This is a genomic window from Oscillibacter valericigenes (assembly GCF_021531435.1).
GTDB lineage: Bacteria > Bacillota > Clostridia > Oscillospirales > Oscillospiraceae > Oscillibacter > Oscillibacter valericigenes_B.
Window position 1 is genome coordinate 22,519 of the sequence record NZ_JAFBIS010000002.1, and the last position, 11,791, is coordinate 34,309.

12 protein-coding genes are annotated in these 11,791 nt (G+C 62.4%); 6 read left to right on the top strand and 6 right to left on the bottom strand.

Annotated features, from left to right (window positions below; all coding sequences use genetic code 11):
• Window positions 1-105: 105 nt before the first annotated feature.
• The 6 genes from murI to JQM68_RS01240 all read left to right on the top strand — a co-directional run bounded on the left by murI (window position 106) and on the right by JQM68_RS01240 (window position 4,871).
• The gene (gene murI, locus JQM68_RS01215) at window positions 106-921 is read left to right on the top strand and encodes a glutamate racemase (RefSeq protein WP_235221094.1); all 816 of its coding nucleotides are present in this window, start codon (window positions 106-108) and stop codon (window positions 919-921) included.
• Complete coding sequence (locus JQM68_RS01220) at window positions 908-1,351, top strand: YwiB family protein (protein WP_235221095.1); 444 nt, start codon at window positions 908-910, stop codon at window positions 1,349-1,351. The genes murI and JQM68_RS01220 overlap by 14 nt, the downstream gene beginning before the upstream one ends.
• A gap of 31 nt (window positions 1,352-1,382) precedes the next feature.
• Window positions 1,383-3,128, top strand: coding sequence for an arginine--tRNA ligase (argS, locus tag JQM68_RS01225; RefSeq protein WP_235221096.1), 1,746 nt, complete (start codon window positions 1,383-1,385; stop codon window positions 3,126-3,128).
• 178 nt (window positions 3,129-3,306) lie between these two features.
• Window positions 3,307-3,939, top strand: coding sequence for an AzlC family ABC transporter permease (locus JQM68_RS01230; protein WP_268821379.1), 633 nt, complete (start codon window positions 3,307-3,309; stop codon window positions 3,937-3,939).
• Window positions 3,930-4,265: a branched-chain amino acid transporter permease gene (locus JQM68_RS01235; RefSeq protein WP_235221098.1), complete on the top strand. Its 336-nt coding sequence runs from the start codon at window positions 3,930-3,932 to the stop codon at window positions 4,263-4,265. The genes JQM68_RS01230 and JQM68_RS01235 overlap by 10 nt, the downstream gene beginning before the upstream one ends.
• A gap of 69 nt (window positions 4,266-4,334) precedes the next feature.
• On the top strand, window positions 4,335-4,871 hold the full coding sequence (locus JQM68_RS01240; protein WP_235221099.1) for a DUF6512 family protein: 537 nt from the start codon (window positions 4,335-4,337) through the stop codon (window positions 4,869-4,871).
• A 32-nt stretch (window positions 4,872-4,903) separates the two neighbouring features.
• Here the strand turns inward: JQM68_RS01240 and JQM68_RS01245 are convergent, their stop codons facing one another.
• The 6 genes from JQM68_RS01245 to JQM68_RS01270 form a co-directional block, all read right to left on the bottom strand.
• The gene (locus JQM68_RS01245) at window positions 4,904-5,374 is read right to left on the bottom strand and encodes a GNAT family N-acetyltransferase (RefSeq protein WP_235221100.1); all 471 of its coding nucleotides are present in this window, start codon (window positions 5,372-5,374) and stop codon (window positions 4,904-4,906) included.
• 1 nt (window position 5,375) lies between these two features.
• The gene (locus JQM68_RS01250) at window positions 5,376-6,956 is read right to left on the bottom strand and encodes a peptide chain release factor 3 (RefSeq protein ID WP_235221101.1); all 1,581 of its coding nucleotides are present in this window, start codon (window positions 6,954-6,956) and stop codon (window positions 5,376-5,378) included.
• Between the two features lie 135 nt (window positions 6,957-7,091).
• Window positions 7,092-8,729: an ABC transporter ATP-binding protein gene (locus JQM68_RS01255; RefSeq protein ID WP_235221102.1), complete on the bottom strand. Its 1,638-nt coding sequence runs from the start codon at window positions 8,727-8,729 to the stop codon at window positions 7,092-7,094.
• Window positions 8,719-10,449, bottom strand: coding sequence for an ABC transporter ATP-binding protein (locus tag JQM68_RS01260; protein ID WP_235221103.1), 1,731 nt, complete (start codon window positions 10,447-10,449; stop codon window positions 8,719-8,721). Before JQM68_RS01260 ends, JQM68_RS01255 begins: the two co-directional genes overlap by 11 nt.
• Window positions 10,446-10,919 (bottom strand): MarR family winged helix-turn-helix transcriptional regulator, encoded by a 474-nt coding sequence (locus tag JQM68_RS01265; protein WP_235221104.1) that lies wholly within the window; start codon window positions 10,917-10,919, stop codon window positions 10,446-10,448. The genes JQM68_RS01260 and JQM68_RS01265 overlap by 4 nt, the downstream gene beginning before the upstream one ends.
• Window positions 10,920-11,015: 96 nt before the next feature.
• Window positions 11,016-11,747 carry a heparan-alpha-glucosaminide N-acetyltransferase domain-containing protein gene (locus JQM68_RS01270; RefSeq protein ID WP_235221105.1) on the bottom strand — a complete coding sequence of 244 codons (732 nt, stop codon included), beginning with the start codon at window positions 11,745-11,747 and terminating at the stop codon, window positions 11,016-11,018.
• Window positions 11,748-11,791 lie beyond the last annotated feature (44 nt).

The following is an 11,791-nucleotide window of genomic DNA, read 5'->3' on the forward strand; positions in this document are numbered from 1 at the left end:
TAAAATCTGTCTTGCGGCAAATCCTTGCTCATAGTATAATATATAATCCTGGTGTGATTCCGGTGCGGTTTGTGCCGGAACAGTATGGAGAAGGGAGGAGCGGACATGGATGCACGGCCCATTGGCGTATTTGACTCCGGTTTGGGCGGCCTGACGGCGGTCCACTCCCTCTGGAAGATATTGCCGGAGGAAAACCTGATTTATTTCGGGGACACCGCCCGGGTGCCCTACGGCGGGCGCTCCAAGGAGACCATTTTGAAATATGCCCGGCAGGATGTGCGGTTCCTGCGTTCCTTTGACCTCAAGGCCATCCTGATCGCCTGCGGCACTGTGACGACAACCTCCCTGGACACCCTCCAGGCGGAGAACGACCTGCCCATCGTGGGCGTGGTGGAGCCCACCTGCCGCCGGGCGCTGCTGGTGACCAAGACGAAAAAAGTGGGCATGATCGCTACCCTGGCCTCCGTCCGCTCCGGCGCTTACGAGGCCACCCTCCGGCGGCTGGACCCCACGGTGGAGGTCATCTGCAAGCCCTGTCCGCTGTTCGTGCCGCTGGTGGAGAACGGACGGTTCCGGCGGGGAGACATCGTTATTGAGACGGTGGCACGGGAGTATCTGGAGCCGCTGAAGGACACCGGCATTGACACCCTGATTTTAGGCTGCACCCACTATCCCCTGCTGACGGACATCATCGGAGACATCATGGGCCCCGGCGTGACCCTGGTTTCCGCCGGAGAGGAATCGGCTTTTGAATTGAAGCGGATGCTGAAAGCGGATGGCCTCCGGGCGGATGAGAGCCGCCAGGGGGAATCGGAGTTCTATGTCAGTGACCGGGCGGAGGATTTTGAAAACATCGCCTCGGTATTCCTGCAGGAAAACCTGCGCCACACGGCACGGAGGATTGACATTGACAACTATTGAATCGAAGAAGCTGCCGGTTCTGCTGTCCATCCGGGGCGAGCAGTATTTTGACGGCATCGACCCCGATGAAACGGAATTGATGACGGAGGGGACCATGGAACTGGCGGAGGACGGCATCGTGCTGTCCTACGAGGAAAGCGAGCTCACCGGCATGGAGGGGACCACGACGACCTTTGAGGTAAAAGGTCCCCGGGTCACCCTGACCCGCAGCGGTACGGTGAATTCCCAGATGGTGTTTGAAGAGGGACGGCAGCATACGTCCCTGTATGAGACGCCTTTCGGGGAGCTGTCGGTGGATATTCAGACCAGCATTTTGAAGCACAACCTGTCCGAGCGGGGCGGACTGTTGGAGATTAAGTATTCCATCGCCGTTGAGCATACTGTAACGGGCCGGAATTGTTTTAAAATTCGGGTCAGACGGAAACATTGAGACAGATTATGAACAGAAGAGGTATTTTGATATGATCAACATGGTACAAAACGCGAAGGACCAGGCGGCGGCCCTGGCGATGAACGCTTACCAGGCGGCGGTGGCTGACGGCACCCTGCCCGCGGCGGAGGTCAAGACCGCCCCGGTGGAGATCCCCAAGGATACCGCCAACGGCGACTTTACCACCACCTTTGCCCTGGCTGCCTCCAAGGCCCTGCGGCAGCCGCCCCGGAACATCGCCCAGGCTCTGCTGGACCACATGGACCTGAACGGCTCCTATTTCGCCTCCGCCGAGATCGCCGGCCCCGGCTTTCTGAACTTCCGTCTGAACGACAGCTGGTACGAGGGCGTCTGCGCCGCCGTGGAAGCCGAGGGCGACGCCTACGGTACCAACGACGGTCTGAAAGGCAAGAAGTATATGGTGGAGTTCGTCTCCGCCAACCCCACCGGCCCTATGCACATGGGCAACGCCCGTGGCGGCGTGCTGGGCGACACCCTGGCCTCCGTGCTGACGGCCTGCGGCGCCAACGTGACGAGAGAGTTTTATGTGAATGACGCCGGCCACCAGATCGACAAGTTTGCCCACTCCATCGAGGCCCGGTATCTCCAGATCATCCAGGGCGAGGAGAACGTGCCCTTCCCGGAGGACGGCTACCAGGGCGGCGACATCCGTGAGCTGGCCCAGGCTTATTATGACGCCAACGGCGACAAGCTGCTGAACGTCCCCGCCGCGGAGCGGCAGGAGGCCCTGGCCCAGTTCGGCCTTTCCGTGAACCTGCCCAAGATGAAGACCGACCTCCAGCGGTATAAAATTGAGTACGACAACTGGTTCTACGAGTCCACCCTCCATGAGAGCGGGTATGTGGCCGAGACGGTGGACATGCTCACCGAAAAGGGCTGGACCTATGAGAAGGACGGCGCGTTGTGGCTCAAGACCGCTGACATCATGCGGGAGAACCTGCTGAAGAGTGGCAAGAAGGAGAAGGACATTGAGAAGCTGGAGCTGAAGGACGACGTGCTGCGCCGGGCCAACGGCTTCTACACCTACTTCGCCGCCGACATCGCCTACCACCGCAACAAGTTTGCCGTCCGGGGCTTTGACAAGGTCATCAACATCTGGGGCGCCGACCACCACGGCCATGTGGCCCGGTTGAAGGGCGCGCTGGACGCCCTGGGTCTGAACGGCAGCGAGAAGCTGGACATCGTGCTGATGCAGCTGGTGAAGCTGCTGCGGGACGGCGAGCTGGTCCGCATGTCCAAGCGCACCGGCAAGGCCATCAGCCTTTCCGACCTGCTGGACGAGGTATCCGTGGACGCCGCCCGGTGGTATTTCAATGCCAAGCCCGACACCCAGATGGAATTCGACCTGGGCCTGGCGGTCCGGGAGGACAGCGAGAACCCCATCTACTATGTGGAGTACGCCCACGCCCGCATCTGCTCCCTGCTGCGGGCCCTGGCCGAGGAGGGCGTCACCGTTCCCAAGCAGGCGGATGTGGACATGTCCATCCTGAACGGCGAGACCGAGCAGGCGCTTATCAAGCAGATCGCCCAGTTCTGCGAGGAAGTGAAGCTGGCGGCCCGGGATTACGACCCCAGCCACATCAACCGCTATCTCCAGGAGCTGGCGGCCTGCTTCCACCGCTTCTACAACGCCTGCCGCATCAAGGGCGAGGAGCCCGCGGTCCAGGCAGCCCGCCTGAAACTGGCGGACGACACCCGCGTGGTGCTGAAAAACGGCCTGAAACTCATCGGTGTGGACGCACCGGAGAAAATGTGATGCTCGGAGCCGCGCCGGAAGGCGCGGCTCTTTCTCTTGACACCGGGCAATATTGGCGGTATACTTGCAAATACCCATAAATGCAATAGGAAATTGGAGAACGCAATGGAGCCGTCTGGGAGAAAAACCGAACCAACTGGCGGCGCTGAAAGCCGCCTTTCCCGCCACTGTCCCGGTGATGACGGGGTACTTCTGCCTGGGGATGGCTTACGGATTGCTGATGGAGGCCAACGGCTACGGCCCCCTGTGGTCCACGCTGATGAGCGCCATCGGCTTCGGCGGCAGTATGCAGTATGTGGCCATTACCCTGCTGGTCACGGCCTTTGACCCCTTGCAGGCGTTTTTACTGGCTATTATGGTGAACGCGCGGCACATTTTTTACGGCCTCAGTATGCTGGATAAATACAAGGGCCTGGGCAAAGTCCGGCCGTTCCTGATCTACGTTCTCAGCGACGAGACCTTTTCCCTGGTCTCCACCCTGGAGCCGCCGAAGGGTGTGGCACGGAAGGATTTTTACTTCTGGATCTCCCTCCTGGATTACAGCTATTGGGTGGGGGCCACGGCTCTGGGCGGTCTGCTGGGGAAATTCATCACCTTTGATACTACGGGGTTGGATTTTGCTTTGACGGCGCTGTTTGTGGTACTGTTTCTGGAGCAGTGGAAGAAGAAGGAGAACCGGCCAGCCGGGATCATTGGAATTGCCTGCGCCGCCGCAAGTCTGGCGGTGTTCGGAGCGGAGAACCTGGTCATCTCCGCCATGGTGCTGATTTTAGCGGTGCTGCTGGGAGGGAGGAAGCGCTTATGTACCTGACGCCTTTGCAGACGCTTGCAATCATTTTGGCGGTGGCTGCCGGGACACAGATCACCCGCTGGCTGCCCTTCTGGATGTTTCCGGAAAACAAGGAGCCGCCTGCGGTGGTGACATACCTGGGCCGGGTACTGCCCGCGGCGGTGATGGGGCTGCTGGTGGTGTACTGCCTGAAAAACGTGACCTGGACGGCGGCACCCCACGGCATTCCGGAACTGCTGGCGATACTCGCCGTTGTGCTGCTCCACCGCTGGCGGGGCAATGTGCTCCTCTCCATCGCCGGAGGCACGGCACTGTACATGGCGCTGGTGCAGCTGGTGTTCGCATGATTTCCCGGAAACTGCATACACTGAAACCGCGGCCGCAGGCCGCGGTTTCTTTTGCCGGGAGGGTGAGCGATGCGGAAACGGCTGTTTTTCTGGGAGTTGGGCGGCTTTTTGTTTGCCGCCGCAGCGGGCGTTCTGCTCCACTTCACCTACGATTGGAGCGGCGGCAATGTGCTGGCAGCGGTCTTTTCCGCCGTGAACGAATCCACCTGGGAGCATATGAAGCTGCTGTTTTTCCCTCTGTTTCTGTGCGCCCTGGTGGAAATGTGCGTTTTGGGAAAGAATTACCCGAACTTTCCGGCGGTGCGGGCGGTGAGCACGCTGGCTGGCCTGGCGCTGATCCCGGTGCTGTACTATACCTACACGGGCGTTCTGGGCCGTCATCTGCTCTGGGCGGATATTGCCGTGTTTTTTCTGGCGGACCTGGGGGCCTTCTGGCTGGATTTCTGCCTGCTGCGGCGGGGGAGGCTTTCCGAGCCGTGGCAGCAGGTGGCGGGGCTGGCGGTGCTGTGGGCGCTGGCGTTCTGCTTCGTGTGGTGCACCTTCCGCCCGCCCTATGTTGCCCTGTGGCAGGACCCGGTGACCGGGCTTTACGGAATTTCATCATAAAAAAATGTCTCTGCCGCAGGCAGAGACATTTTTTATCCGTTTTTTCGCTTTTCCATGGTCAAAAGGCCGTCGTCGCCCCGGGCGCGGTAGCCGTTTGGATTCACATAGCCCCGCTTTTCATAAAAATCCAGGGCGTTTACAGAGGAGGTCAGCCACACGCGGTCCGCCTCCCGGCACCACTCATCTGCTTCCAATGCGTCAAACAACTGGGTGCCCAGGCCCCGGCCGATGGCCTCCGGCAGCAGGAACGCGGCGATGATCTCGCACTCCCGCTCCCCGGTCATGGTGACGGTGCCGGTGCCGACAATGGCGTTTTTTTCTGTCATCACGTAGGTGTGGTTCTCCGCGGCGATCTGGGCTACTGTCTCCGGCGTGTAGCGGTCATACAGCCAGTCGATCTCTTCCTTGGGGCAGGAGAGGGCGTTGACCTCCAGCAGCGTCCGGCGCAGGAGAATGGAGAGGGTGGTTTCGTCGCCGGGTAAATATCGTCTGATCTCCGCCATATCACACCGACAGGGAATCGGCCAACTCCAGGCCGGGATTGTGTTTCGTCAAAAAGCCCACGGACCACTCGCCGCCAAAGGCCACCAGCAGCCGGTCCCGGAAATCCTCCAGAATGGCGGAGCCGGTGCAGAGCACCAGGTCCTCGGGATTGCAGGGGCAGTTGGTGATGAGCCGCAGGTGGTCGTAGGGCAGGCCGGTCATATACAGGTCCACGCCGTACTCGGACTTCATCCGGTACTCGAACACGTCGAACTGCAGGGTGCCCACGACGCCCACGATGACTTCCTCCAGGCCTGCGCCGGGAATTTTGAAGATCTGGATGGCGCCCTCCTGGGCGATCTGCTCCGTGCCCTTGATGAACTGCTTGCGCTTCATGGTGTCCTTGGGGCTGACCCGCATAAAGTGTTCCGGCTCAAAGGTGGGGATGCCGGAGTATTTGAATTTCTTGCCGGGAACGGTGATGGTGTCGCCGATGGAGAACAGGCCGGGGTCGAACACGCCGATGATGTCGCCGGCGTAGGCCTCCTCCACGATCTCCCGCTCGGCGGCCATCATCTGCTGGGGCTGGCTCAGCCGCAGCTTCTTGCCGCTCTGGACGTGGTAATACTCCGTGTCCCGCTGGAACTTGCCGGAGCAAATGCGCATGAAGGCCAGGCGGTCCCGGTGGGCCTTGTTCATGTTTGCCTGAATTTTGAAGACAAAGGCGGAGAAATCCGGGGAGAACACGTCCACCTCGCCCTGGTCGCTGACCCGGGGCAGGGGGGCGGTGGTCATGCGGAGGAACTCCTCCAGGAAGGGCTCCACGCCGAAGTTGGTCAGTGCGGAGCCGAAGAACACGGGGGAAAGAGTGCCGTTCCGTACGGCCTCCATGTCGAACTCCCGGCCCGCGCCCAGCAGCTCCACTTCCTCCCGCAGGGCACCCGCTTTTTTCTCACCGATCAGCTCTTCCAACTGGGGGTCGTCCAACTCCACCTCGGTGACGGCAGCCTTTTTTGCGTGGCCCTCGCCCTCGAAGAACAGGATGCGCTTCTTCTCCCGGTCATAGACGCCCTGGAATTCCTTGCCGCAGCCGATGGGCCAGTTGACGGCGTAAGTGTCGATGCCCAGCTCCCGCTCCACTTCCTCGCACAGGTCGAGGGGGTCCCGGGTCTCCCGGTCCATCTTGTTGATGAAGGTGAAGATGGGGATGTGCCGCAGGGCGCAGACCTTGAACAGCTTCCGGGTCTGGGGCTCTACGCCCTTGGCGCCGTCGATGACCATGACGGCGGAGTCCGCGGCCATCAGGGTGCGGTAGGTGTCCTCGGAGAAGTCCTGGTGGCCGGGGGTGTCCAGAATGTTGATGCAGAAGCCGTCGTGCTGGAACTGCATGACGGAGGAGGTGACGGAGATGCCGCGCTGCTTCTCAATCTCCATCCAGTCGGAGGTGGCGGCACGGGCCCGCTTGCCCTTGACCTCGCCGGCCTGGGCGATGGCGCCGCCGTAGAGCAGGAATTTTTCCGTCAGGGTCGTTTTACCGGCGTCGGGGTGGGAGATGATGGCAAAGGTCCGCCGCCGGGTGATCTCTTCTTGCAGAGTAGGCATGAAACTGCCTCCTTTTGTTCGTAAGTGTACAGACCTAATAACTTTACCACAAGGTTTCCCCGTTTGCAAGGAGAAGAGGGACGGGATTTCCCGTAATTTGCGGCGTTTTTACATGCAGGGCCTGTTGTAAACGCGTTATATGGCGATCTGCCGCCCGCCGGTCCGACGGTAGAGCCGGTGGGAGATGGAGACCACCGTCCGGCGCGCCGCCGCCCGCTCCAGGGCGGTGAGGACCGTCTGCTCCGTGTCGCTGTCCAGATTGGCGGTGATCTCGTCCAGCAGCAAAATGGCCGGGTCCGCCGCCACCGCCCGGGCGATGGCCAGGAGCTGGAACTGCCCCTGGGAGAACAGGCCCTCTCCGCAGGGCGTGTCGTAGCCCTGTTCCAAATTGCAAATCGTTTCGTGGAGGCCAACCAGCCGGGCGGCCTCCTCCGCTTTTTCACGGGTGATGGTATCGTCCCAGAGGGTGATCTGGTCCAGCACCGTCCCCGGCACCAGATGGAAAGCCTGCTCCACATAGCCGAACAGGTGCCGCCGGAGGTGCGGGGGAACAGAGGCGGCGTCGGCGCCGTAAATGCGGACGCTGCCGCCCTGGGATCGGTACAGGCCCAGCAGCAGCTTGAACACCGTGCTCTTGCCCGCCCCGGTGCGGCCCGTCAGGGTCACGCTCTCGGCCTCTTTCACAGTAAAGGCGCAGTTTTCCAGAACATTCCGCTCTCCGTCATAACTGAAGGTCACGTTCGTCACCTCCACGGCGGGCTTTCCGCTGCGGCGCAGGGCGTCCAGGGTCAGGGACGCGTCCGTCGGCTTCTCCTCCGGCTCGCTCAAAAACTCCCGGATGCGGCGGACGCCCGCCACGGCGGACTGGACGCTCTGAATTTCCATGCCGATGCTCTCCAGCGGGCCGAATACCTTGCCCACGTAGGCGATGACCGCCACGGCGGTGCCCACGGACATGCCGAACAGCTTCTGCATCCCGCCGCCGAGAGAGGCGCACACCATCATCACCGCCACCACCAGGGCGCTGATGATGAGGATGATGGGGGAGTAGATGGAATCGTAAAAGTTGGATTTCTCCATGGCCTGGTAGCTGTCCTGAATGGTTCCGTCATAGCGATGGGCCATATAGCGTTCTTTCCGCAGGGTGTGGATCATGCGGATGTTGCGGATCGTCTCCGGCACATGGTGGCTCACCCGGCTCACCGCCGCCCGGTTCTGGAGCTGGGAGGCCAGCATCCGCTTCTGGAACACCCGGGTCATCCACAGCAGCAGAGGCGTTACCAGCACCATCAGGACGCCGAGGCCCCGGCTCTTTACGAAGATGACCGCCAGGATGCTCAGCACCTTGCACACGTCCACCGCCATGCTGACGATGCCGGAGGAAAACAGGGATTCTACCGTGTCCACATCTCCCACGAACCGGGAGGCCACAGCCCCCGGCTCCCGCCCGGCGAACCAGGAGGCGGGCAGGCGGGACAGCTTGGCGCACATGGCGCTCCGCAGGGCGCGGGTCAGCTTCTGGCCCAGTACGGTCAGCAAAAACTCCTTGCCGGAGTCGAAGATGCCCGACAGGGCCAGGGCTGCGAAATACAGCAGCGCCAGGGAGAGGGGGATGCCCGCGCCGGATGTCAGGGTGTTTACCGCCCGCTCCAGCACCAGGGGCGGCGTCAGGCCCAGCAGCACCGCTCCGGCCACCGCCGCCAGCAGCGCCAGGGTCAGGGGCCATGCCCGCCGCAGCTCCCGGAGAAAAATGCGGGAAATTTTATTCTCCACGTCCGGCTCCTCCCTTCTGGGCGTTGTACAAACTGGTATAGGCCGGGCAGGTCTCCATCAATTCCTGATGGCTGCCCGCCAGGACGGTGCCCTGCTCCATCCACAGCACGCCGTCCAGTTCCGGGAAGCGGTCCAGCCGGTGGGACAACAGCAGGATGATGCTGTCCCCGGCCAGGGCCCGCAGATGCTCCATGATCTCTCCCTCCGTGGTCATGTCCACGGCGGAGAAGGGGTCGTCCAGAATCAGCAGAGGGCGCTTGTGCCGCAGCGTCCGGGCAAGCGCCAGCCGCGCCTGCTGCCCGCCGGAGAGCCGGACGCCGCCGCTGCCCACCGCCGTGTCCTCGCCCTGGGGCATGGCGGCCACTTCCTCCGTCAGGCAGGATGCCGCCAGCCAGGGCGATGCCGGGCCGTCGGTGCCCAGCAGCACGTTTTCCTTGACCGTGGCGCTGAGCAGCTCCGGCTGGTGGCCCAGATACCCCACCACGGAAGCCCGCTCCGCCTCCGTCATGTCCCGCAGCTCCCGTCCGCCGAAGCGGATGCTGCCGGTATAGGGCAGCTCGCAGAGAAATGCCTTGCCCAGAGTGGACTTGCCGCAGGCCACCGGGCCGGTAACGCCGATGATCTGCCCCGGCCGGGCTGTAAAGCTGATGTGCTTGAGCACCTCACTGCCGCCGGGATAGGCGAAGCCCAGGCCGGACACCTCCAGGTCTGCCGCCGGGGCGGGGGGCAGCTCCGGGGCCTCCTCCACATCCTTCAGCAGCGGCTTGATGCGCTTCCAGGAGACCTGGGCCTTCTGGACGGAGTTGAACAGCTTGGCCGCCTTGGAGGTCTTGACGGACAGCTTGGTAAAGCAGGTCAGAAACGCCGTAAACGCGGCGATGTCCCAGCTGGCCCAGCCTGTTCCGGCCACGTTTTTGCCGCCCAGCCACAGGATAAGCACCGCACCCAGCATGGACACCACCTGGTACAGCGGCGGCAGGGTGTTCTCCCAGAGGTTGGCTGCCGCGGCTTTCCGCTCATAGTCCGCCAGGCAGTCCTCGTAGGCCCGGTCCCGGTTTTCCTCCAGGCCGAACACCCGGTAGGTCACGGCGCCGGAGATACGCTCCAGGGTGGCGCCGTTCAGCCGCCCCGCGCTCTCCTTGTACACCGCCGCGCACCGGGAGACGGGCTTTTTCATCCGCTCCGCCAGGAAGAAGGCCACCGGCGGAAACAGTCCCGTCAGCAGGGCCAGCCGCCAGTCGTAGACCAGCAGCAGCACAAAGTACGCCGCCAGAGCCACGCCGGTGTCGAACACCTCCGTGGTGAATTTCCGCATGCCCTCCACGCAGGCGTCCACGTCGGAGATGGCACGGGTCATCAGGTTGCCCGTGCCCGCCCGTTCCAGCTCCTCCCGGGAGGTGTGGAGCAGGTTACCGTACAGCACCCGCTTCATGCTGCGATTCACGTTGTTGGCGAAGCGGCGGACGTAAAAGCGCTTGAAATACCGGGCGGCCTGGACGAGCACCGTCACGCCCACATACACTGCCGCCAGATACACCATGGCGGGCCACCGGGCCGTGCCGCCCATGATGTCCAGCAGGCATTGGGCCAGCTTGCCCTCCAGCACCGGGCCGAAGGCCAGGCCGATGTTGTACACCAGTCCCGTCACCGTCACCACGGCCAGCGGCCAGGTCTCCGCCTTGAAATATGTCAGCAGACGGTCCGGCTGTTGCCCCTTCATACCTCTCCCTCCGTTTCTTCCAGCCGTGCGATGACGTGGGGGAAGCCCTCCCGCCGCTCCTGCTTGGACCGGGCGTACAGCCGGTGCAGCAGCAGGGCAAAGGTCTGCTGTTCCTCCTCCGTCAGCCCCTCCAGCAGCCATTCGTAAAACACGGTCTCGATTTGTGTTTTGGAGCGTTTCAGATCCTCCGCCGACTCCGTGGCATAGAGCATCTGGCCCCGGCCGTCCTCCGGGTTTTTGCGGCGGGTCAGGTAGCCCTTGGCCTCCAGACTGGCCACCCGACGGGCCACGGCGCCTTTGTCCATGTTGAGCTGCTGGCAGACCTCGCTCTGGGAGATGCCCGGCGAGTGGCGGACGGCGTGGATGAGGTCAAATTCCCCGCTGCCGATGCCTGTCTCCTTCATCATCCGGACGGTGAGTTTCCCCGACTCCCGGGCGATTTTCGTGATTTGCCGTCTGGTTTTGTCCATACCGTGCCTCCAATTAGTTGTACTATCAACTAATTGAAAGCATACGCCCTATACTCCTATTAGTCAATAGAAACCGGAGGGCGAAAGCCCTCCGGTTCAGGTAAATGCAAAAAGAACCCACAGCAGGCCGTAGATCACCGGCTGGTGCAGCAGATATACGACCAAAGAGTGCCGTCCCAGGGCCGTCACAACAGGCAGCCGCAGGTTTGACGGCTCCCGCTCCGGCCGCAGGCGGTAGAGGAAATACCCCGTCAGGAACAGGAACAGCCAGGGCAGCAGGGGGAAGTAATCCGTGGAGAAGAAGTCCGCCGGGGGAAAGCCCAGGATGGCGGTGAAGTGGTTTCGGTACAGACACTCCGGCAGGCGGCAGAGATAGGCCCCTTCAAAGCCCAGAGCGCCCCGGTCCGCGTCCCGCAGGAGCAGGAACAGGAGAAAGTTGCCCGCCAGTCCCGCCCGGGGGGGAATGCGCCGCAGCAGCGGGTCCAGGGGGATTGTCAGCAGCACGGCGGCGCCCAGCAGAGACAATACGCCCCAGAATACCAGGTCCTCCGGCATGAAGAAGAATGTCACAGCGGACACCAGCGCCCCGCCGCCAAAGGCCAGCAATCCCCGCCGCAGGCGGTGGCGGCCCAGCTGGACACAGTAGCCGGAGAGGAGGATGAATGTCCAGCAGATGCTCTGCTGCCAGAGGTAAGCGCCGAAAGAGCCGTACCAGTCCCAGTCCATGCCGAAGATATACACCAGGTCCCAGCAGGCATGGTAGGCCATCATGCTGACCAGGGTAACGCCCCGCAGGGTGTCCAGCCCGGCATACCGGACTTTTGCCATAACAGCCCCTCCTTTCTGGGAATCCAAATGATGGTCTATTGTAG

Coding starts and splice junctions, on each gene's coding strand:
- murI (WP_235221094.1), top strand. CDS start 106: ATGGATGCACGGCCCATTGGCGTATTTGACTCCGGTTTGGGCGGCCTG.
- argS (WP_235221096.1), top strand. CDS start 1,383: ATGATCAACATGGTACAAAACGCGAAGGACCAGGCGGCGGCCCTGGCG.
- JQM68_RS01230 (WP_268821379.1), top strand. CDS start 3,307: ATGACGGGGTACTTCTGCCTGGGGATGGCTTACGGATTGCTGATGGAG.
- JQM68_RS01235 (WP_235221098.1), top strand. CDS start 3,930: ATGTACCTGACGCCTTTGCAGACGCTTGCAATCATTTTGGCGGTGGCT.
- JQM68_RS01240 (WP_235221099.1), top strand. CDS start 4,335: ATGCGGAAACGGCTGTTTTTCTGGGAGTTGGGCGGCTTTTTGTTTGCC.
- JQM68_RS01245 (WP_235221100.1), bottom strand. CDS start 5,374: ATGGCGGAGATCAGACGATATTTACCCGGCGACGAAACCACCCTCTCC.
- JQM68_RS01250 (WP_235221101.1), bottom strand. CDS start 6,956: ATGCCTACTCTGCAAGAAGAGATCACCCGGCGGCGGACCTTTGCCATC.
- JQM68_RS01260 (WP_235221103.1), bottom strand. CDS start 10,449: ATGAAGGGGCAACAGCCGGACCGTCTGCTGACATATTTCAAGGCGGAG.
- JQM68_RS01265 (WP_235221104.1), bottom strand. CDS start 10,919: ATGGACAAAACCAGACGGCAAATCACGAAAATCGCCCGGGAGTCGGGG.
- JQM68_RS01270 (WP_235221105.1), bottom strand. CDS start 11,747: ATGGCAAAAGTCCGGTATGCCGGGCTGGACACCCTGCGGGGCGTTACC.